16 protein-coding genes, 1 tRNA gene and 1 riboswitch are annotated in these 21,525 nt (G+C 73.3%); of the genes, 10 read left to right on the forward strand and 7 right to left on the reverse strand.

Annotated elements, in window-relative coordinates:
• Positions 1–84: 84 nt before the first annotated feature.
• Positions 85–1,875, reverse strand: a complete 1,791-nt coding sequence (locus HNR25_RS14340) for a hypothetical protein (protein WP_184635867.1) — start codon at positions 1,873–1,875, stop codon at positions 85–87.
• Positions 1,876–2,329: 454 nt separating this feature from the next.
• On the opposite strand from HNR25_RS14340, the gene cysS reads away from it, so the two are divergent.
• The 3 genes from cysS to HNR25_RS14355 all read left to right on the forward strand — a co-directional run bounded on the left by cysS (position 2,330) and on the right by HNR25_RS14355 (position 5,204).
• Positions 2,330–3,733 carry a cysteine--tRNA ligase gene (gene cysS, locus HNR25_RS14345; RefSeq protein ID WP_184635869.1) on the forward strand — a complete coding sequence of 468 codons (1,404 nt, stop codon included), beginning with the start codon at positions 2,330–2,332 and terminating at the stop codon, positions 3,731–3,733.
• 307 nt (positions 3,734–4,040) lie between these two features.
• Positions 4,041–5,078, forward strand: a complete 1,038-nt coding sequence (gene rlmB / locus HNR25_RS14350) for a 23S rRNA (guanosine(2251)-2'-O)-methyltransferase RlmB (protein ID WP_184635870.1) — start codon at positions 4,041–4,043, stop codon at positions 5,076–5,078.
• Between the two features lie 53 nt (positions 5,079–5,131).
• A tRNA-Thr gene (locus HNR25_RS14355) sits at positions 5,132–5,204 on the forward strand.
• Positions 5,205–5,497: 293 nt separating this feature from the next.
• Here the strand turns inward: HNR25_RS14355 and HNR25_RS14360 are convergent.
• The 3 genes from HNR25_RS14360 to HNR25_RS14370 all read right to left on the reverse strand — a co-directional run bounded on the left by HNR25_RS14360 (position 5,498) and on the right by HNR25_RS14370 (position 10,376).
• The gene (locus HNR25_RS14360) at positions 5,498–6,328 is read right to left on the reverse strand and encodes an SAM-dependent methyltransferase (RefSeq protein WP_184635872.1); all 831 of its coding nucleotides are present in this window, start codon (positions 6,326–6,328) and stop codon (positions 5,498–5,500) included.
• 226 nt (positions 6,329–6,554) lie between these two features.
• Positions 6,555–8,810, reverse strand: a complete 2,256-nt coding sequence (locus HNR25_RS14365) for a terpene synthase family protein (protein ID WP_184635874.1) — start codon at positions 8,808–8,810, stop codon at positions 6,555–6,557.
• Positions 8,811–9,329: 519 nt separating this feature from the next.
• Positions 9,330–10,376, reverse strand: coding sequence for an ADP-ribosylglycohydrolase family protein (locus HNR25_RS14370; protein ID WP_312862544.1), 1,047 nt, complete (start codon positions 10,374–10,376; stop codon positions 9,330–9,332).
• A 616-nt stretch (positions 10,377–10,992) separates the two neighbouring features.
• On the opposite strand from HNR25_RS14370, the gene HNR25_RS14375 reads away from it, so the two are divergent.
• The 3 genes from HNR25_RS14375 to HNR25_RS14385 all read left to right on the forward strand — a co-directional run bounded on the left by HNR25_RS14375 (position 10,993) and on the right by HNR25_RS14385 (position 13,794).
• Entirely contained in the window at positions 10,993–12,015 is a 1,023-nt protein-coding gene (locus tag HNR25_RS14375) for a serine hydrolase domain-containing protein (RefSeq protein ID WP_184635876.1), read from the forward strand.
• Positions 12,016–12,257: 242 nt separating this feature from the next.
• Positions 12,258–12,668 (forward strand): nuclear transport factor 2 family protein, encoded by a 411-nt coding sequence (locus HNR25_RS14380; protein WP_184635878.1) that lies wholly within the window; start codon positions 12,258–12,260, stop codon positions 12,666–12,668.
• Positions 12,669–12,921: 253 nt separating this feature from the next.
• The gene (locus tag HNR25_RS14385; protein ID WP_184635881.1) at positions 12,922–13,794 is read left to right on the forward strand and encodes a CPBP family intramembrane glutamic endopeptidase; all 873 of its coding nucleotides are present in this window, start codon (positions 12,922–12,924) and stop codon (positions 13,792–13,794) included.
• A gap of 226 nt (positions 13,795–14,020) precedes the next feature.
• Here the strand turns inward: HNR25_RS14385 and otsB are convergent, their stop codons facing one another.
• Entirely contained in the window at positions 14,021–14,848 is an 828-nt protein-coding gene (gene otsB, locus HNR25_RS14390) for a trehalose-phosphatase (RefSeq protein WP_184635883.1), read from the reverse strand.
• A gap of 124 nt (positions 14,849–14,972) precedes the next feature.
• The gene (locus tag HNR25_RS14395; RefSeq protein ID WP_246463667.1) at positions 14,973–15,305 is read right to left on the reverse strand and encodes a DUF3263 domain-containing protein; all 333 of its coding nucleotides are present in this window, start codon (positions 15,303–15,305) and stop codon (positions 14,973–14,975) included.
• 267 nt (positions 15,306–15,572) lie between these two features.
• Between HNR25_RS14395 and HNR25_RS14400 the strand changes: the two genes are divergently transcribed.
• On the forward strand, positions 15,573–16,808 hold the full coding sequence (locus HNR25_RS14400) for a S8 family serine peptidase (protein WP_184635885.1): 1,236 nt from the start codon (positions 15,573–15,575) through the stop codon (positions 16,806–16,808).
• Between the two features lie 174 nt (positions 16,809–16,982).
• Positions 16,983–17,636 carry a GrpB family protein gene (locus tag HNR25_RS14405; protein WP_184635887.1) on the forward strand — a complete coding sequence of 218 codons (654 nt, stop codon included), beginning with the start codon at positions 16,983–16,985 and terminating at the stop codon, positions 17,634–17,636.
• A gap of 75 nt (positions 17,637–17,711) precedes the next feature.
• Here HNR25_RS14405 and HNR25_RS14410 read toward each other — a convergent pair whose 3' ends face one another.
• Positions 17,712–19,151: an alpha,alpha-trehalose-phosphate synthase (UDP-forming) gene (locus tag HNR25_RS14410; protein WP_184635889.1), complete on the reverse strand. Its 1,440-nt coding sequence runs from the start codon at positions 19,149–19,151 to the stop codon at positions 17,712–17,714.
• 351 nt (positions 19,152–19,502) lie between these two features.
• Positions 19,503–19,645: riboswitch (SAM riboswitch) on the forward strand.
• A 13-nt stretch (positions 19,646–19,658) separates the two neighbouring features.
• On the opposite strand from HNR25_RS14410, the gene thrC reads away from it, so the two are divergent.
• Both thrC and HNR25_RS14420 read left to right on the forward strand, forming a co-directional pair.
• A complete protein-coding gene (gene thrC, locus HNR25_RS14415; protein WP_184635891.1) occupies positions 19,659–20,924 on the forward strand; it encodes a threonine synthase in 1,266 nt (421 codons plus the stop codon).
• Positions 20,925–20,994: 70 nt separating this feature from the next.
• On the forward strand, positions 20,995–21,273 hold the full coding sequence (locus tag HNR25_RS14420) for a ubiquitin-like small modifier protein 1 (protein ID WP_184635893.1): 279 nt from the start codon (positions 20,995–20,997) through the stop codon (positions 21,271–21,273).
• Positions 21,274–21,525 lie beyond the last annotated feature (252 nt).

Raw genomic sequence — 21,525 nt, forward strand, 5'->3', positions numbered from 1 at the left:
CACAGCGGCCTTCCGCGGATCCGGCGGGACCGCCGGGGAGCCCGCCCCGCCTTCGGGCCCGAAGGCGGGGCGGGCTCCGCTCGGCTACTCCTCAGGCGGTCTGGGCTGGCTGCGTACCCGATTGGACGGGGGATCCTCCGGGAACGGCGACGACGCCCCGTCCTGCCGGGTGCGGCGCGGTTTGAGCACCATCGGGCGCTTCCCGATCGGCGGCGCCGCGGGGTAGGCCCCGCCCTCGGGCGGGCCGAACGCGTCGGCGCCGGAACGTCCGCCTTCGGATACGGAACCGTCCTCGCCGCCGGGGCCGTCCTCGCTGCCGGAACTGCCGGTGTCGGCGGCAGGGGCGGGGGACTCGGCCTCGTCGTTCGTGGGGTCGCCCAGCGGGAGTTCGTGCACGAAGCCGTCGGCGTCGTCGACGGGCCCCGCCTCCGCCGCCGCGGCCGGCTCGGCGGGCGGGCTGCCGGCGGACCCGGGAACCGGCGGACTGTCGGCGGCGCGCTTGATGGGGTTCTCAGCCGTGCCGGGGGTGCGCGTGGGGAGTTCGGACGCATCTGCGCGGGTGCGCGCCCCGGCCGCGGCGGTGTCCGCTTCCGCGGCCGTCTCGCCGGCGTCCGGCCCGGCCGGTCCGGGGCCGGTCTCGGCGGAGCCCGGGGTTTCCGGGGCCGCGTCGCCGGAAGCCGGCTCGCGGCGGTCGGAGCCCGGTCCGGCGGCGTCCGGGGAGTCCTCGAACGGGAAGTCGTCGCCGTCCTCGCCGCCCTCGTGTGCCGCGGGCGCCGGCCGCGCCGGTTCGGGCGCGGCGCCGACGGTTTCGGAGCCCGCGTCGGCCGTATCGGTCCACAGCGGGGCGGCTTCGTCCGTCGGACCGCCGTCGCCCGGGGAACCGCTTTCGGCCGGACCCTCAGCCGCTCCGTCCGCCTCGGCAGGAGTCCCGGCGGCGGGCGCCTGCTGCCGCCCGGCGCCGTCCGAGCGGCGGCCCAGGAAGCCGCGGCGCGTGCGCTGCGGATCGGGATCCGGCTCCTGCGCGGATTCGGGCGGTTCCAGGCTGCTGGGGCGCTCGGGCCGGCTGGGGCGCTCGACGGGTGCCGGACGCGGCGGGCGCAGGGCGGGATCGCGGAAGTCCGCGGACTCGGGGGCCCGCGGCCGGGGCGCCCTGCCGTCCTCCCCGTCCTCCCCGTCGTCCCCGTCGGCGACCGCGCGGTCCGCGTGCTCGTCCGCGTGCTCGTCCGCGGAGGCGGTCGCCGGGGCGGTCTCCCGGCCGGGCTCGGGAGCGTCAGGGGCGCCGAACGACGCGGCGAAGGAGCGGTCGCGCTCCGTTCCCGGCTCCCCGTCCGGGGGATCCGCGCTGTGCGGCTCGGCCGCGGGTTCGGGGGCGTCCCCGGCACGCCGCCGGCGCACCCGGCGCGGCCCGGTACCGGGAACCTCGCCGCGCAGGTGCATGACCACCGAAAGGAAGAGCCGGAACGCCACCAGTAGCGCCAGCCACGGTGCGACGGCCGCCGCGACCGTCGCGACGGCGGGCACCAGAACCAGGTCGCTCGCTTCCAGCGCACTCGCCCCTGCGGCAACGGCGACCAGCAGCAGGATCAGCCCGTCCGCCCACAGCCGCTGCGCGCGCGGAGCGGTGCGCAGCGTGTATCCGGTCCACAGCGCCATGAGCACGAGCAGCGTGAACACGGCGGGGTACAGGTGGGAGTACCGCGGCTCCACGTTGCCCTGAACGGCGATCCGGTAGATGCCGTTGTAGGAGAGCACGACCGCGCAGGCCGCGATCACCAGGACTCCGAGGGCGGTGAACAGGATCGTGGCGACGGACGAGCGCGGTCTGCCGGCGGGGGTGCGCGCACCTGCGGTTTCGGAGGAGTTTTTAACGGCCATCGTGCGCAGAAGCGTAGCCCAGCCGGAGCCGCGAACACGAGGCAGCGCCCGGATCCGGCCGCCGCGCTCCTGCGGGGCGTGCCGCCCGCCCCCGGTCCGGTGGCCGAGCGGCCGGCAGGGGCGGCGGATCGTCGGCGCGTCCGCGGATGCGGGGGCGAATCCCGTGAGCGGTGCGGCGGCTGTTCGCGGTGTTCCAGACGACCGTTTCCACCCGTTACTCCCGTTCCGCTACGGGGGAGGAGGTACGGCGTCGGGAGGTGCGGATGCGCCGACTGCGGATGCGGCGGACTCCCCGGCCGGTTCTCCGGCCGGCACCGGCGGAGCCGAACCGGGCCGAAGCCGCCGCGTACGCGGCCGCGCACGTCCGGCTACGGCGCCGCGGCAGCGATCGCGGCCGCTCGGGCTTGTGGACACTGCGCCCGCGGCCGATCACGTAGCCGCTACCCTGGGCCGCGTGAGTCTGCGCTTCTATGACACCAGTGCCCGCCAGGTCCGCGACTTCACTCCGTTGCGCGAGGGGTGTGCGTCGCTGTACCTGTGTGGTGCCACGGTTCAGGCGCAGCCGCACATCGGCCACATCCGATCGGGCGTGAACTTCGACATCCTCCGCCGGTGGCTGGAGTACCGCGGCTACCGGGTCGTCCTGTGCCGCAACGTGACCGACATCGACGACAAGATCATCAACGTCGCCGCCGACGAGGGCGTCGAGTGGTGGGAGGTCGCCGAGCGCAACCAGCGCGCGTTCACCGCCGCCTACGACATCCTCGGCTGCCGGCCGCCCACGGTGGAGCCGCGCGCCACCGGCCACGTGCCCGAGATGATCGAGCTGATGCAGCGGCTCATCGACCGCGGCCACGCCTACGCGGCCGGCGACGGCTCCGGCGACGTCTACTTCGACGTCTCCTCCTACCCCGGCTACGGCGAGCTGTCCAACCAGCGCATCGATCAGATGCGCGGTGCCGGCGACACCGACGACGACCGCGGCAAGCGCGACCCCCGCGACTTCGCGCTGTGGAAGGGCGCCCGCCCGGGCGAACCCAGCTGGGACACCCCGTGGGGGCGGGGCCGCCCCGGTTGGCACCTGGAATGCTCGGCCATGTCGACCAAGTACCTGGGCGGCTCCTTCGACATCCACGGCGGCGGACTCGACCTCGTCTTCCCGCACCACGAGAACGAGGTCGCCCAGTCCAAGGCCGCCGGCGACGGGTTCGCCCGGTACTGGCTGCACAACGGCCTGCTGCACATGAGCGGCGAGAAGATGAGTAAGTCGCTGGGCAATTCCCTGCTCATCCCGTACATGGTCCGCAAGGTGCGCCCCGTCGAGCTCCGCTACTTCCTCGCGCAAGCGCACTACCGCTCGGTCATCGACTACTCCGACGACGCGCTGTACGAGGCCGCGGCCGCCTACCAGCGGATCGAGGGCTTCCTGACCCGCGCGGCCGAGGTCGCGGGCACCGTCGAGCCGCACGCCGAGGTCCCCGAGCCCTTCGCCGAGGCGCTGGACGACGACCTCGGCGTCTCCCCGGCGCTGGCCGTCGTGCACGGCGCGGTCCGCGAAGGCAACAACGCGATCACCGAAGGCGCCAAGGAGCGCATCGCCGAACTCGGCGGCCGGGTGCGCGCCATGACGGGCGTCCTCGGGCTCGACCCGCTCTCCGATACCTGGTCGGGGGGCGGCGACTCCGGGCTGCGCGACGTCGTCGACGCCCTGGCGGCGGTGGCCCTGGAACAGCGCCAGGCCGCACGCGAGCGCAAGGACTACGCGGCGGCCGACGCCATCCGCGACCAGCTGCTCAGTGCCGGGATCGCCGTAGAAGACACCCCGCGCGGACCGCGCTGGGAGCTGCGGCGGGGCTGACGGCGCGCACGGGTACTACGGGCGCATAGGGGACCGCCGCCGCGCCACCGCCGATGGCGCACTCACCCGTCACGATCGGCGACCATGGAAGGGTGCCGTGCGATGCGGTCGGCTTCGGGGTCGGCTGCGCGTCCGCAGACGCGGAGCCGGGCACCGGTGAGACCGAGGCCGTCCGCCGCCGCGGAGCCGCTCCCGGCCCCAGCCGGCAGCAGGAACCCGCGGCGCCACGCGAACGAACCGCCCGCCCGCGACCGGGTTCGGCGGCGCGCTACCGACAGCTGTAACCGAAGGGTGAGGACAGCAGACCATGCCGGCGAAGAAGAGCAAGAAAGGCCCGACCAAGGGCACCGGCGGCAAGGGGAAGCGCGCCCTGGAGGGCAAGAAGGGGACGCTTCCGGCCGAGGAGCGCCACTGGTACGGGGAAAAGAAGCGTCGCTCGGGCAAGAGCACCGCGAAGCAGCAGCCCGCGAAACAGCCCGCCAAGCAGCCCGCCAAGGGCGCGGCGAAACCGGACGCCCCCGCGTCCGGGCCCCGCACCGGGGGCGGCGAAGCCAACTCCCGCCCCGGCGACCTCCTCGTCGGCCGCAACCCGGTCGTCGAAGCGCTGCGCGCGGGCTTTCCTGCCAAGCGGCTGTTCCTGGCCAACAGCCTGGACCAGGACGACCGCATCACCGAGGCCGCACGCCTGGCGGGCGAAGCCGGACTGGACGTCCGCGAGGTCTCGCGTTCGGAACTGGACCGCCGCTGCGACAGCCACGGCCAGCCGGGAGCGGCACACCAGGGCTTGGTTCTGCAGACCCGGCCCTACCAGTACTGGGATCCCGAGGATCTGCTCGAAAACGCGCAGTCCCGTGCCGAAGAGGCCGGCGTCAGCCCGCTCATCGTCGCCCTGGACGGGGTCACGGATCCGCACAACCTCGGTGCGGTCGCCCGCTCGGCGGCGGCGTTCGGCGCCCACGGCCTGCTGATCCCCGAACGCCGCGCAGCGGGAGTGGGTATCGCCGCGTGGAAGACCTCCGCCGGCACCCTCGCCCGTCTGCCCGTCGCCCAGGCCACCAACCTCACACGGACGCTCAACGGCTACAAGAGCTCCGGCGTGTTCGTGGCCGGCCTCGACGGCGCCGGCGAGACCGCGCTGGACTCCCTGGACGTGGCGGAAGATCCTCTGGTCGTCGTGGCGGGATCGGAGGGCAAGGGGCTGTCGCGGCTGGTCCGCGAAACCTGCGACCAGGTCGCGCGGATTCCGATCGGCGGCGCCGAGTCCCTCAACGCCTCCGTCGCCGCCGGAGTCGCCCTCTACGAGATCACCCGCATCCGATCGGGGTCGGCGCCGACGCAGCACTGACGCAGAGCCGGTACCATGCCACTGTGCGCCCGGGCGGTGTCCCGGGCCGCACGGCCGACGTAGCTCAATCGGTAGAGCAATCGCCTTGTAAGCGATAGGTTAGGGGTTCGATTCCCCTCGTCGGCTCTCCTTCTGCCCGAAACCGCAGGTCAGGGCAGTGAAACGAAACCGCCGCCCGGGGGCTCCGGGCGGCGGATGCACACGTTCCGCACATCGGGAGAGGCCGCCTTGCGCGGCTTCCGCGTCGGTGGGCCCAGCCGGATGCGCGGCCCGCGTGGCGCCGAGGGCGTCGGCCTTCACCCGCCCGCGGTCCACCGCCGCCCGCCCGAGGAGATTCGCGCCGCGTGCTTTCCCAGTGCGGCTGAGCGCATGCTGCGAAGGAGCGGAGGCGAACGGGTCCCCTTCCGCGTGTTCCGGCGTCAGCCCGGCAAGCGGGCCACTCCGGCCAGCCCCCAGGTGTGTTCCCGGGGCATGTAGTCGGCCGCGTCGGGGACGGGGGTCGGCCCGGGCGCCCAGTCGCCGCCGTGCGTCAGCCCAGGCGGGTCGACCAGTTCCAGGCCGTCGAAGAAGCGGGCGATCTCGGCGTGGGAGCGGGTCTGGCCGGGTGAGTTCGTGGCCGCGTACAGCTGCTCCAGGGCTGCGGCGCGTTCCGGAGCGGTCTCGTTCTCGACGTGGCTGATGGCCACGTAGGAGCCTGCCGGCAGGCGTTCCAGATAGCGCCGGAGCAGGCCGTACGGGTCCTCGTGGTCCGGCAGGAAGTGCAGCATCGCGACCATCAGCAGTCCCACCGGCCGGTTCGGGTCGATGCGGCTCGTCAGTTCCTGGTGCGCGAGGATGGATTCGGGGTCGCGCATGTCGGCCTCGATGACACCGGTGATCTCCGCGCGGTCGGCCAGCAGCGCCTCGGCGTGCACACGCACCACCGGGTCGTGGTCGACGTAGACCACACGGGCCTCGGGACAGTGCCGCCGCGCGACCTCGTGGACGGGATTCTCCGCGGGAAGGCCCGACCCGATGTCCAGGAACTGGTCGACCCCGTGTCCGGCCATGTAATCCACAGCACGCCCGAGGAACTGCCGGTTCACGCGCGCCATCCGCTTGATCTCGGGGACCCGCTGCTCGATCTGCCGGGCGAGATCGCGGTCCACGGCGAAGTTGTTCTTGCCGCCGAGATAGTAGTCGTAGAGGCGGGCCGCGCTGGCTACGGTCGGTACGCCGTGGCCCCCTCCCGGGGTGGTATCGGTGCTCATCGAAGTCCGTCCCCTCAACCGGCGAATCATGTGCGGGAATGCACATTGTGCACGACACCGCCGACACGGGTAATCGCTTCGTCCTGATGGCTACCGGAACACGCCGTGGCTCATGTCACATCCGGCGTCCTGTGGCCGGCGGGCGGGGCGCCCGCGCACGCCTGTGCCCGGGACGGCTGCGGACCGGTCACCGGACGGCGTGCTCGGGGGCCCGCCGCGGTCCCGGTCAGTTCGGCGCACCCCCCGCGGCGGCCGCCGGCGAGCGCCCGATGCGCGCCGCCGAGGTGCCCAGACCGGTCGGACCCCAGGAGAACCCCTGCCGCACATCGGGGGTGTGCTTGTGCCGCAGGTACCCGTCCTTGTAGCGCCGGCACGCGCGGTGCCATTCGAGGATCCCCGACATCCAGTCCTTGAGCCCTTCGGCGTGACCGGTGATCACGGCCCGGCCCCGGTCGTCGAGGTCCCACGCGTCGAGGAGGCCGCCGAGTTCCGTGGCGAGGATGTGTTCGAACTGCTCCATGCGGGCGCGTACGAGGTCGACGACGATGTCGCGCGCGGTCTCGCGGGCGACATCGAGGAAGTTCTCCGTCACCACGACCAGGTTGTGGACCTCGCCTTCGAACTCGATCTCTTTCTGGTAGGAGTGCAGGTCGTTCACGAAGCACGCGTAGTCCTGCGCGGCCGTTTCGAGTTCGCGGAGTGTACGGGTCTGATAGATCCCCTCGGGGACTTCCTGGTCGTGCGCGAGCCGGGACAGGGAGATGGTCATGTCCGAGCCGAAGGTGCGCCGGCGCATCTCGATGTAGTCGACCGGGTCGGGAACCCGGTTGTGCGCCTGGTTGTGCAGCTCCCACACCCAGCTGTCGGCCATCTCCAGCACGGCGGTGCGGAACCGGCGGCGTGCGTCGGGAACCATCGGTCCGGCGGTGCGCACCCACAGGTCGGCCAGGCCGCGTTCGAGCGGATTGGCGGGTTCGGGGGCCTCCTCACCCGGTTCGACCGGCATGAACTGCCGCAGCCGCTCGCTCTGCAGCTTCGCGGCGCCCAGACCGCGGGTGGCGCCGAACCACCGCGGGTAGGCGTCGTCGCCGTAGGTGCCCCAGACCAGCCAGGCGCTGGAGAGGGAGAGCTGCTCCCGGGTGCTGTCGGCGTGGATCATCGCGCCGCAGTAGGCGACGTCGTTGGCGTGGAAGTTCTCCTCGTCCCACACCGCCGCGCCCAGCCCGGGCACGGACTCCAGCATGCCCATCTCGCGGGCCCACTCCAGGGAGTCGGAGCGCGCGTCGTCCAGGTGGGGGCTGCGGCGGATCGGGAAGGGCATGTACAGCCGGTCGCACTCCAGGGGGCCCGTCTGCGGCAGCAGCGGCTGGGCGTGCTGGTGCGCCCGGCGGCGCATCCCCGGCTCCAGGGACGTGAACGCCGGGCGCCCGGCGGAGGTGCCCAGGCCGGTGGGGCCGCTGAGGCCGCCGGAGCGGGCCGTGGCGCCTTCGTTCATGTAGCGGCTGGAGCGCGCGTGCCACTCGTGCCCGCCGGCCTGCCAGTCCTGCAGGCCCTTGGCGAACGCGGCCACGGCGGCCTGCTGGTCGGGCGGCAGGCCGTGCTCGGCCAGCAGCGCGGGGGTCTCGACCAGGGCGGTGTCCTCGAACTGCAGCATCCGTGACGTGAGCAGCTCGTTGGCCAGGTCGGCGGCTTCCTGGGTGGAGCAGGCGAAGAACCGCTCGAAGACGAGGACGGCGTTGGAGTTCTCGCCTTCCTCGCGCACCTCGCGCTGGTAGGAGAACAGGTCGTTGCGCAGGTGGACGGCGTCGGCGAAGGTGTCGACGAGCACGGCGACCGGCCGCGATGCGGTGATCGCCGACGGGACCTCGGCGTCCGCGGCGACCTCGACGAGGTTGGCCGACCAGGGCGCTCCGCCGACGCGGCGGCGCATCTGGATGTACTCGATCGGGTTGGCCACGCGGTCGCGGTTGATGTTGTCGAGCTCCCACATCGACTCGACCATCAGGTTGTGCGTGTTCAGGATGAAGCGCCGCCGCCAGTCGTCGGAGCGGTAGGGCACGGTGCGCCGCCAGAGGTCGCACAGTGCGGCTTCGGCCGCGTTGGCGGGTTCGGGCGGCTGCTCGCCGTCGGCGGTCATGAAGCGTTCCAGGCCCTCGACATAGGCCTGCCCGCCGGCGAGGTCGCCGGAGTACTTGAACAGCTCCAGGAAGTGGTCGTCGAAGAAGAACACCCAGACGTACCAGTCGGTGATCAGGTCGAGGGTGGGGCCGTCGCAGTCGGGGTGGGTATAGGCGCACAGCAGCGCGTAGTCCATGACGGCGAGGTCGTGTTCGCTCCACACGACACCGCCTCCCGGGGCGGGGGCGTCGAGGATCCCCATCCGCTTCGCCCACTCCATCGTGTGCTGGCGCGAGCGCTCGACGTGGGGATTGATGCGGGCCGGGTGCGACAGATAGAAGCCGGGCAATGTGAACGCGTCCATCCGCGTGCCTACTCTCGCTCTCGTCGGCCGACTGAGGGGGAAGTACGCCCCGGATCCTATTGGTCGCGCTCCGTCATGTCCGGGCGTTCGATCAGCGAATGCCCGCAGTGAGACGGAGGTGGCTTCGAGGGAAGCCTGGTATGCGCGGAGCAGGCGTTTCGCGGCTTTTTTCCTGCGGTGCACGAGCGACGGGGGCCGTGCGCCGCAGAGACATGAAACGGAGAGTGTCGGTCCGTGCCGATGCACGGCAGGCGCTCCGGTGCGGGTGCGCGCCGACGGATCGGCCGCCGACCCGGACTTTCCGCCCCGTTCGGGTGCGGAACGGGAATCGGAAGTCCGCGATCGCCATGAACCACCGGCCGGAACCGGGGTGAGCGCCGCCCTCGACGGAGGCGGTCGGTGCCGTCGACAGCACGGGCGGGACGGTGGCGGCCCCGCCGAGCACGACCGCGCCGGCGTCGCGCCGGCGGCGGCCGGAGGAATCCGGAGGATGCGGGCGACCGCGGCGCCGCTTGCCCGCTACCCGCTCAGCGCCGATGCCGGGAGGCCGGCCACCCTGCGGCCCAGATCCTCCAGATCCGGAGCCGCCAGGTCCGGCCAGCCGTGGACCGCCGCGCGCCACCGCCGCGGGACCGCCGGGGCGCCCCAGCGGGCGCCGAGGAGGGCGCCGGCGATCGCGGCGACGGTGTCGGTGTCGTCGCCCGCGCGTACGGCGTTCTCCAGTGCGGCGACCAGGTGTCCGGGGCCGCCGCCCTCCGTCGTGGTGATCGCCGACCAGGCCGCCTGCAGCGCCGTCACGACGAAACCGTTCGGGGCGAACGCCTCCGGCGGGGCCTGCTCGGCCTCGTCCAACCGGGCCGCCCAGTAACCGGCCCGGTCGTCGGCGAGCAGATCCAGGCCGGCGCGCACGCCCGTGAAGCCGCCGCCGGCCACCGCGGCGCGCACGCCCTCGCACCACAGCACGCAGGCTTCTTCGGCGAGCGGGTCGGCGTGGGTGAGGCTGCTGACCAGCCGGGCCGCGTCGGCGGTGCGCCGCGCATCGTCGAGGAAGCACAACCCGACCGGCCCGGTGCGCATCAGTGATCCGTTGCCGGCGCTGAGCACGCCCGATTCGTAGCGCTCGCGGGCGGCCGCCAGCATCGCTTCGGCCGCACCGGGGGCGCCGCGCGCCGAGGCGGCCGCGTCCAGGATCGCGCGCGTCTGGGTGCCGATGTCGCTGGCGCCCTCGAACCGCCACGCCAGGAAGTTCTCGGCGACGGCGTCGAGCACGGGTCCGCGCAGGACCGCGCCGCCCGTTCCTCCGGGGCCGGACCCGGAGGCCGCCTCCGCGAACGCGCGGGCGATGCAGGCGGCCATCTGCGTGTCGTCGCTGTACTCGCCGGGACGGTAGGGGCCCAGTCCGCCGCCCGCCATCTCCGGGGTCTGGTCGCCCCGCAGCCGCGGCGCGAACTCGTAGGGAACGCCGAGGGCGTCGCCGCAGGCCGTGCCGAGCAGTACGCCCGCCGCCCGGTCCAGGCGCTCCTGCGCCGGAATACCGCTCGACGCCTCGCTGGGGGTGTCGTTCACGCTGGTGGTCCTTCCCGGTCGGTCGTTCGGGGAGAAGCGGGGCGGGTGCGCTGCCGGCCGCGCGGGGCGGGACCGCCGGCGGCACTCACGGACGTGTGCGCAGCGGATCCGCGGCACCCACCGGTACTGGGGCGTCGCAAGACCGGGCATGAGCCGGTCCCGTCGGGCGGCGCCGCCGAGCGGCGCCGGGTATCTCGACATCGTAGGGGTTCGTGCCGCGGAGGCCGGGCGGTGCGGGCCGTGTGCGGCGCCGGGCCCGCTGACGGGAGCCGTCCGGCGCCGCACACGGCCGCATCCGGCCGCGGCCGACGGGTGTAGGCAGGCGGGTCGGCCGCCTCGGTCGCGACCGCCGCGCGGTACCGGTATCGGCCTGCGCCGCGCAGCGGTTTCGCGGCACCGCAACCACGGCCCGACCAGGGGCGTGGCGCGAGCGGATCGGGCGCCGCGCGCACGCCCGGCTACCGGAACCCGTACGCGCCGGACGGCGGCCCGGGGTTTCGGTCATGACATGCAACGCCATTCGGCTTGGGACACTGGACCCGTGCGGGACGATCCGCTCTCCTTGGGGTATCCGGCCGGGTGAGGGGCCGGGCAGGATCGACCGAGGGGAGGGTGCGTGCTGGACGGCGACTGGCTCGCAGAGACCGGGACGGAGATCCGCGGCGTCCTGAAGGTCATGGTCGACGCGGGGTGGCTTCCGGGGGGAACCGCCGTGGTCGGCACCGGCAGCATGTGGGAGTTCGTCTCGGTCGGCGGGATCGGCGAAGCCGCAGGCGACCGTCCGGCGGCGCCGGACGTGCGCTACGACGCCGCGAGCCTGACCAAGGTCATGGCCACCTGGCCGCTGGTGGGCCGCGCGGTGGCCGAAGGACTCGTGGGGCTCGACGATCCGCTGGGGGCGTACTTTCCCGGCGGCCCGTACCCGGGTGGGCAGGTCACGACGCGCCAGATCCTCACCCACACCTCCCGCCTGAATCCGGTGACGTGGCTGGAGCGCTACGTCGGCACCGAGCAGGACCTCGCCGAGGCGATCCTGTCCGAACCGCTGGACGAGGCGGGCTACCACTACATCGACCGCGGGTTCATCCTGCTCGGGCTGCTGATGGAGCGGCTGCTGGGCGACCCCCTGGACCGGCTGGCGGACGAGCTGTGGGCGATGGCCGGCATGCCCTCGACCGGTTACGGGCCGCTGCCGCGCACGTCCGCGGTCGCCCCCACCGAACGCCGCGTCCCCGGCGCGGCACCGACCTGGGGGGTCGTGCACGACGAGGCGGCGGGTCTGATGGGCGGGGTCGCCGGCCACGCGGGCGTGTTCACCACCGCCATAGATCTCGGCGTGTTCGCCCGCGACCTGCTGCGGGTCCATGCCGACTCCCGCGGCGGCGACGACTTCGCCGACTACGTGTGCCAGAGCTGGCGTCCCCAGGTGCCGGTGGACGACCGCTACTCCCGCGGCCTGGCCTGGCTGGTCAACGACAGCGGTCTGGTGTACCACCACGGATATACGGGGGTCAGCCTGTTCCTGCACCCGGCGACCGGCCGCTACGTCGGCCTGCTGACCAACGCCGTGCACTACGGCCGCCGCAGAACCGGCCTGTTCGACCTGAGATCGGCGGTGCGGGCGTCCTTCGCCGAGTGACCGACGGCGCGCGGCGCCGGGCCGACCCGGCACCGCGCGCCCCGACGGGCGCGATCATCCGTCTGGGGCGCGGGCTCCACCGGACGAGTGCGTCGCCGCGGCGGAATCCACACGGCCGAGCGCCGTGGCCGAGCGCCGCGGCCGAGCGCTGCGGTGCACCGGTGCACCGGTCCCGCTGACGGTCTACCGTGCGGACGTCGGCACCGGCCGACCGGCGACCGCGTCCGATCCAGGAGGCAAGCATGACGACCGGGACGAGTGGCCCTGGTAACCCCGATTCGCTGAAGGCCGAGCTGCTGGAGCTGGAGCACCGGGGCTGGCGCAGCCTGTGCGACGGCACCGGATCCGACTTCTACGGTTCGCTGATGACCGAGGACGGTGTGATGGTGCTCGCCCACGGCGAGGTGTTCGACCGGGCGGCGGTGGTCGCCTCGCTCAGCGGCGCCCCGACGTGGGACGGTTACGAGATCACCGGGGAGCGCGTCGCCGGCCTCGGGCCCGACACCGCCGCCCTGGTCTACCGGGCGCGTGCCCATCGGGGCGGCGCGGACGCGGTGTTCACCGCACTCATGTCCAGTGTCTACACCCGCCGCGACGGCGCCTGGCGGCTCGTCCTCTACCAGCAGACGCCGGTTCCGCACCCGGAAGCGTGAGCGGGAGTCCCACGCACGGTCTCGCCGCCGGGCAGCTGAACGCCGGCGCCTGAGCCGCCCCGTACCAGCGGCGGGCGCTGCGGTCGGCGCGGCCGCACGGGGTGCGCCCGGTGAGCTTGAAGCGGTCGGTCACCGACCGCTGCGGTCGTTCTCGCGGTGACGCGTGCCCCGCCGGCCCGTCCGCCGGAAGGCGTACGCGCTCTCGGTCTCGGAGAGGAAGCCAGGACGGCCCGCAGCGTCTAGCATCCCGGACATGCGACAACTGCACAGCGGACCGGCGGTGGAATACGCCATGACGGCGACGGGACTCGCGTTCTACGCGGCGGCGTTCGCGGGGCTGCTGCTCAGCGGCACCACCACCATCTCGCCTTCCGCTGATCCCGGCGCCGCGCGGATCACCCTGTGGGCGGCAGTGGTACCGGTCCTGGCCGCGATGGTTCTCGCCCGCCTCGTCCCGCCGCGGGTGCCGGTGCCCGAGCCGCTGACCGACCTGGACGGGCGGCGGATCACTCGGGAGACGTGGGTGCTCGTCGCGGCGGCCGTCGTGTTCCCCGTCGCGGTCGCCGGTATCAGCGACACCCTGTGGTATCCGTCGGCGAAGGTCCTGCTGTTCCTCATCGTGCCGCTGGCGGCCTTCCGACTGAACCGCGGCGGGGAGGGGCCCAGGGCGCGGGCCGTCCCCGCGCCGGCGACGTGGCTGGCCCCGCTGCCCGCTGCGGCGGCGTGGGTGCTGCTCTCCGAGGTCGTCTTCGCGCGTCCGCTCACCCAGGACCTGCCGGATCCGATCACCCTCGCGGTCGGGTCCCTCATCACACTGCTGACCGCCGGGGTGCTGGAAGAGGTGTTCTACCGGGGCTGGCTGCAGACCCGGCTGGAGGCCGCCTTCGGGCCCTGGCCGGCGATCCTCATCGGTTCGCTGCTGTTCGCCCTCATGCACGCGGGCAGCCACCTGGACGGGGGCGCATCCTGGGTCGGGATCGCGTCGCTCGTCGCCTACCACGGCATGTTCGGTCTGATGCAGGGCTACCTGTGGGCGCGCTATCGCAACATCTGGGTGCTGATCGCTATCCACGCCGTCGTCAACCTCGTCTACGTCGACTTCCTCGTCCAGGCGGTCACGCAGTGACGCGATCCGGTGGCGCCGACCTGCCCGCTCAGCGGGGCAGCCGGGGCTCGATCCCGTCGACGACCGACGACCGACGACCGACGACCGACGGTCGGCCGTCCGCGACGCCGCAGCCCAGACCGGTGCGACGGCGGCAGACGGCCGGAAGCGTTCCCCGCGCCGCTCCTGCGAGCGTGGGGCACCCTTCGTTGCGCCCGCAACCTGCTCAGAAACCGGACTCAGGCACCTAATCCCGGCCGGCTATCGCCGCGCGCAGCGCCGCGAGCAGTTCGGCGACGCCCTGCGGGCCGTCGACGACCAGGTCCGCGCGGTCGGAGAGTCCCTCGACCTCGTCGGAGCCGCTGCACACGGTCACCCCGGGCACACCCCGGCCGCGCAGGCGCTCCACCGTCTCGAAAGCGGCGATGTCGCCGAGGTCGTCGCCGGTGTACAGCACCGCCGGGTCCGCGCCGGCGTCGGCTACGACGCCCGCCAGCGCCGAGCCCTTGTCCATACCCGCCGGCCGGAGTTCGATGACCCGGCGCCCGGGCTCGACGGTGAGCCCGGCGCGCTGCGCCAGCGCGGCCAGCGGGATGCGCAGGGCCTCCAGGGCCGCGTCGGGGTCGGCGGCGTTGCGGGTGTGCACCGCCAGCGACCGTCCCTTGTCCTCGATCCGGGTTCCGTCGTGGGCCCCCGAACGCCGCAGCAGCTCCGGAAGCTCCTCGCGGACCAGGCCGACCCCGGCTGGCGGGTCGGGGGCGGTGACATGTCCGTCCTCCCAGCGCTCCAGGCCGTAGTGGCCCAGTACCAGGATGTTCGCGATGTCGGCGAATCCGCCGTACTCCACCGCCACCGCGGCCGGCCGCCCGGTGATGACCACCAGGCGCCCGACCAGCGGCGCCAGGCGGGAGAGTTCGGCGGTGACACCCGGATAGGAGCGGGCGTCGCTCGGATCGGGGACGATCGCTGCCAGCGTGCCGTCGAAGTCGAAGGACAGGACGGCGTCGGCGGGGCGCCGGACGATCCGGTCCAGCGCGGCCGCGCCCGCTTCGGAGCCGGGCTTGGGCAATGGCATGTGCGGTCGTCTCGTTCCCGTTTCGAAAAGGGTGCGGGCGGAGCAGGGCGGTGCAGGTGGCACGCCCCCCGCTCGGAGTATGCCCTCAGATGGCGCGGCGCTGCCGCCGCGCCGCCGTGCGTCGTTACAGGTGGATGCCCAATTGCCGGGCGGTTCGCTGGCGGCGGCGGTCGGCGCGCAGCCGGCGCAGCCGCTTGACGGTCATGGGGTCGAAGGCGAGGGCTTCGGGGCGGTCCACCAGCCCGTTGAGCAGCTGGTAGTAGCGCGTGGCGGAGAACCCGAACTCCTCGCGGATGGCCTGCTCCTTGGAACCTTCCAACTTCCACCATTGGCGTTCGAAGGCCAGGATGCGCTGTTCCCTCTCGGCCAGCTCGCGCTCGTCGCCGGACGCAGCGGACGTGGCCGATGCGCCGGGATGAGCGGAGGGTCGCTGATCGAATAGCCCTGGATCTGACATTGGGCGCCTCCTCGTCCGGATTGGCGCACTCATGGTAGCGACTCGCAGGCGGGGGTGGAGAGGCGAACACACGGATGGGGCCGCGGGGTAAGGGTCGCCCGCACCCGCACGGTCAGGGGGCTGCCCTGGGCGGACGGCGCTGCCGATGCCCCGTCCGCCCCGTCCGCCTCGGGAGGATCGAACTGCGCAGACGTGGAACAATGACGCCGACCGTACGCACCGGGACAGGGCACCGACGGGGCTCAGGAGTTGGGGGTCGAGTTTTCCATGATCCGCGGTAACCGGGCCGCTGCGCGCTCCGCCACAGCGGCCGCGTGCGCGGTCGCGCTGCTGGCACCGCAGGGCGCCGCCGCACCCGCGGTGGCCGACGAGCACGCCGGGCGGGAGCTGCGGCCCGACCAGTGGGGCATGGAGGCCGTGGGCGCCGCCGAAGCCGCCGAAACCGACGACGGCGGCGGTGTGACCGTGGCCCTGATCGGTGGTGGAGTGGACACCTCGCACCCCGATGTGTCCGAGGCCGCCGCCCGGGGCGGGGACTTCACCGACGACGGCGGTTCCGGTCCGGACGCGACCGCCACCCCGCTGGCCGGCATCATCGCCGGGCGCGGACACGGCCAGGAGTACACCGGCGGCGTCGTCGGGGTGGCGCCCGGCGCCGACGTCCTGTCGGTGCGCGTGCCGACGGGAACCGGCCGGCAGGCGGCCGCGGCGCTCGCCGACGGTATCCGCCACGCCGCCGACAAGGGCGTCCAGGTGCTGGTGCTTCCCGCGGGGTCCGCGAGCGCCGAGCCCGACGCGTCCGTGCAGGCCGCGGTCGGCTACGCCCGGAGCAACAACGCCGTGGTGGTCGCCCCCGCCGGCGAGGGCGGCGACGCCTACCCGGGCGCTTACGACGGTGTGCTGGCCGTCGGCGCCGTCGGCGAGGACCTCGTGCCGACGGCCGATTCGCCGGCGTCCGGGGCCGCGCTGGTCGCGCCGGGGGCCGGAGTACCCGCCCCGGCCCCCGGCGGGGGATACGCTCCGGTCGACGGAGCCGCGGCGGCGGCCGCGTTCGCCGCCGGCGCCGCCGCGCTGCTGCGCGCCGCCTACCCCCAGCTGGGCACCGGCGAGGCCGTCGACGCCCTGACCGCCTCGGCGCAGCCCGGGGGCGGGCAGGACGCCGGCTACGGCGCCGGGGTGCTCGACATCCCCGCCGCCGTGGAAGAGGCCGGCGAGGCCGCCGAAGGCAGACCGCTGTTCGACGAGGATCTCGCCGAGCAGTCCGGGCGAGGGGAGTCCCTGCTGCCGGACTGGGCGGTGTGGACCGGCGGGGTGCTGCTGGCCGTTCTGGGCTCCGCCGCCGGAGTGCTGCTGTGGCGCCGCACCGGCGCCAACCCCTACGACTTCCCTTCCCGCGAGCCCGACCGCCGTAGCACCGGTGATCGCGGCGGCGCCGGAACCCGCTCCGGGGGTGCGCGGCGCGCGGGATCCGGGACCCGGAACAGCGGCCGCCGCAGGCGCTGACCGCCCGCAGCCGCGGGATCCGCGCAGCGGCCCGCGTTCGGTGAGCGCCCGGTGCGGCCGGGGCCGCATCCGCCGCACGGCCCCGTTCGGTCACCGCCGCAGCGCTCAGCGTGAAGCGGTGTTTTCCCTGATATACGCCTTGACGTGCAGCGTCGGGCGTAGAAGCCTGGCGGAATGTCCCCCACGGAGTTCCCTGATCGATCGTCCGACGCCCGCCCGACCGACGCGCCCGCTCCGCTGCCCTCGCGCCGGGGAGGCGGCCGCGCCGAGCCGGCCCCGGGCGCACTCGCCCCGCCGCCGCACTTCATCGACGGCAGGGTCGTGGTCGTCGAGGCCGACCCCAAATGGCCCTACCTGTTCCAGCGGGAGGCCGACCGCATCCGCGAAACCCTGGGCGACACCGCGCTCGCGGTGGAGCACGTGGGCTCCACGGCGGTTCCCGGGATGTGCGCCAAGCCCTGCGTCGACGTGCTGCTGACCGTGCCCGACCCGGCCGAGGAGAGCGCCTACGTACCCGCACTGGAGGGCGCGGGCTACGCGGTGGCCCATCGCGATTCCGAGGCCGCGGGCCGTCGCCTGCTGCGCGGCCCCGACGTCAACACCGACGTGCACGTCTACGGTCCGCACGCCGCCGCGGCCGGGCTGATGCTGCTGTTCCGCGACCGGCTGTGCGCCGACCCCGCCGACCGCGAGCGCTACCAGCGGGTGAAACTGGAGCTGGCGCAGCGCAGGTGGGAGAGCGTGCAGGAGTACACCGAGGCGAAGTCCGGCACGGTCGCAGAGATCCTCGACCGCGCCGGCGAGCCGGTGGCCGCCCCGACGGAGTGAACCGCCGCGGCGGCCCGGAGCAGGCACGCGCACCGGCCGGAACCGGCCCCGGCCCGCGGAACCGGACCGCAGCGCCTACTTCAGCGCACGCAGCTGCGCCTCGAACCAGGGGGTGGGCGCCAACGCGGTGGCGCTGTCGACCAGCCGCCCGCAGCGTGCGCGGCGCTCGTCGGCGGGCATCTCCAGGGCTGTACGCAGCGCCTGCGCGGTCTCGCTGACGTCGTAGGGGTTGACCAGGACCGCGTCCTCGCCCAGCTCGTCGGCGGCGCCGGCCTCGCTGGACAGCACCAGGACACACCCGTCGTCGGACAGGACCGGCCCTTCCTTGGCCACGAGGTTCATGCCGTCGCGGATCGGATTGACCAGCAGCACGTCGGCCATGCGGTAGGCGGCCAGCGAACGCGCGAAGTCGTCCTGCACCTCCAGGATCAGCGGGCTCCAGTCGGCCGTGGCGAACTCCCGGTCGATCTCCGCGGCCACCCGCTGCACCTGCTCGGTGTAGTCGCGGTACTCCGGGACGTCGCCGCGGCTGGGGTAGGCGAAAGCCAAATGGGTGACGCGTCCGCGCCACTCGGGATGCTCGCGCAGCAGTTCGCGGAACGCTTCCAGGCCGCGCACGATGTTCTTGGACAGCTCGGTGCGGTCGACCCGCACGACGAGCTCGGCGTCGCCCACCCGCTCGCGCAGCCGCGCGCGCCACTGCTCGACGTCGGCGGCCGCGGCCCGCTCACGCAGGCTCTCGGCGTCGGCGCCCAGCGCGTGCACGCCCGTGCGGATCACTCGGCCGCCGAACTCCACGGTGCGCCGGGTCCAGTCGACCTCCACCCGCAGGAACGTCTCGCAGCAGCGCAGGAACGCGTCGGCCCAGCGGCGGCTCAGGAAGCCCAGGTGGTCGGCGCCGAGCATGCCTTCCAGCAGCTCCCGGCGGATGTCCGCGGGGAGCATCCGGAAGTACTCCGGCGGCGCCCACGGCGTGTGCGAGAAGTGGGTGATGCGCAGGTCGGGGCGGCGCTGGCGGAGCATCCGGGGAACCAGCGCCAGGTGGTAGTCCTGCACGGCCACGCGCGCGTTGTCGGCCGATCCGGTGAGCAGCGCTTCGGAGAAGGCGGCGTTGTAGGAGCGGAAACCCTCCCACTGGGAGCGGAAGGCGGCGTCGAAGCGCGGCTTGTTGGGGGTGTCGTAGAGCATGTGGTGCACGAACCACAGCGTCGAGTTGGCCACCCGGGTGTAGGCGTCGGTGAAGGTGTCGGGCGGTATGTCGAGCATCCGCACGCGCATGCCGCCGAGGTCGAAACCGGCAGCGTCCAGCCGTCCCTCGGGGGAGCGGGCGGCGGCGGCGCGGTCGGCGTCGGACAGGGCGGCGCACACCCACATCGTGTCGGTCGACGACGCGACCGAGCTCAGGCCTGAGACCAGCCCGCCCCCGCCGCGCCGGTAGTCCAGCGCGTCGCCTTCGCCGAACGAGAAGGACACCGGTCCCCTGTTGGAAGCGACGAGGATCTGTGCCTTGTCCACCTGAACGTCCACCTCTCACCTGTCACCGCGGATTGCGCCGACGCTTCATTGCACTACACCGGTACCCCGTACGACAGGGCCCGCTGTGTGAAGGTGTCATAGGTCTCGCCTGCGGCCGGTGCGCGCAAACCCGGGAGGCCGCGGCGGACCGGCCCGGCAGGCGCGCCACAGCGGGCGTAGCGGCCGCTCCGGGGCCGCGGCCAGGGACGACGCCGGTCCCGGTGCGGCGCCTTCGGGCGTGTTACCCGCGTCACTCTTCATGGATAAACCGGCACAGGGTGGGTTAGTCTTGCGTGCGGATTCCGCTGCGCCTCCCGGGCCCGTACGCGGATCCGCCATACAACTTCATATTGCTCATCCAGAGGGGTGGAGGGACCGGCCCTACGAAGCCCCGGCAACCATCTCGGTTTGCGCGACTCGCGATCCTGCGAGGCGGCCGAGGCAGGTGCCAACTCCGGCCTGGGACCAGATCGGTTCGCCAGGGAAGATGAGGGGAGACGCCTCGTTATGGCGATAGCCGCCACGGAAACGCAACCGACCGCCGCCCGCGCCTTCGGCCCCGCCGCCGCGCTGTCCTGTCGGGAATGCGGCGAGCGCTACGACCTCGCTCCGCGCTTCGCGTGCGAGTTCTGTTTCGGCCCGCTCGAAGTGGCCTACGAGTTCGGTGCGCTCACCCGCGCGGAGATCGAGCGCGGCCCGAACAACATCTGGCGCTACGCCGGCCTGCTGCCGGTGCCCGACAACGTCGCCGAGCTGCCCAACATGGACCCCGGGCTGACGCCGCTGGTGCGCGCCGACCGGCTGGCCGGCGAACTGGGGATGCGCTCGCTGCACGTCAAGGACGACTCCGCCAACCCCACCCACTCCTTCAAGGACCGGGTGGTGGCCATGGCCGTGGAGGCCGCCCGCACCTTCGGATTCCGCACGCTGTCGTGCTCGTCCACCGGCAACCTGGCCGGTGCTGTGGGCGCCGCCTCGGCCCGCGCCGGATTCCGCTCGTGCGTGTTCATCCCGGCCGGCCTGGAAGAGGGCAAGGTCGTCATGGCGGCCGTCTACGGCGGTCAGGTCGTGGCCGTCGACGGCAACTACGACGACGTGAACCGCTTCTGCTCGGAGCTGATCGGCGACCCCGCCGGCGAGGACTGGGGCTTCGTCAACGTCAACCTGCGCCCCTACTACGCCGAGGGGTCCAAGACGCTGGCCTACGAGATCGCCGAGCAGCTGGGATGGCGGCTGCCCGAGCAGATCATCGTGCCCATCGCGTCGGGCTCCCAGCTCACCAAGATCGACAAGGGCTTCCGCGAACTGATCGAGCTGGGCCTGGTCGAGGACCGGCCGTACAAGGTGTTCGGCGCCCAGGCCACGGGCTGCTCGCCGGTCGCCGCCGCCTATGAGCAGGGCCACGACGTCGTCCAGCCGGTCAAGCCCGACACCATCGCCAAGTCGCTGGCCATCGGCAACCCCGCCGACGGCCCCTACGTCATCGACGTCTGCCGCCGCACCGGCGGCGCCGTCGCCCACGTCGACGACGCGGCCGTGGTCGACTCCATCGGCCTGCTGGCCCGCACCGAGGGCGTTTTCGCCGAAACCGCCGGCGGCGTGACCACCGGTGTCCTGCGCAAGCTGCTGGACGAAGGCGCGCTCGACCCCGACGCCGAGACCGTGGTGCTCAACACCGGCGACGGCCTGAAGACTCTCGGCGCCGTCGAGGCGGGAGTCACCGCGACCATCAAGCCCTCCCTGGACGTGTTCAAGGAGGCGGGGCTGCTTTAGCCCCCGTACGACCCTGCCCCCCGTCCCGCCGACCTCCGGCAGCGAGCGAGTCAAGGAGTATCCGCAGATCATGAGCGTCAGCGTCCGAGTCCCGACCATTCTGCGCACCTACACCAAGGACGAGGCCGACGTGACCGCCGAAGGCGGCACGGTCCAGGACGTCCTGGCCGACCTGGAGGCCAAGTACCCCGGTATCCGGGCGCGCATCGTCGACGACTCCGGCAAGATCCGCCGCTTCGTCAACGTCTACGTCGGTGACGAGGACGTGCGATTCGCCCAGGGTCTGCAGACCCCGACCGCCTCGGGTGCGCAGGTCTCGATCATCCCGGCCGTCGCCGGAGGCTGCTGAGCCCCGGACGGCGCCGTCCGCTGCGCCCGCGCCCTCCGGAAGGTTCCGGGGGCGCGGGCGTCGTCGTGTCGAGGAGCCGCCGGTGAGGCGGCGTTGACCTGCGAGTGGATCCGCGGCGAACTCTGGAGAGGGCATTTGCACTCGCATAGGCGGAGTGCTAATAATAGGTGAGCTGGCACTCTGACAAGCGGAGTGCTAACCCCTGGTTCGAGGCGATGAGGCCGCGGCCTCCGGCAGAGGGGTTGCCGGAAT

It is taken from the genome of Streptomonospora salina (assembly GCF_014204715.1).
Classification (GTDB): domain Bacteria; phylum Actinomycetota; class Actinomycetes; order Streptosporangiales; family Streptosporangiaceae; genus Streptomonospora; species Streptomonospora salina.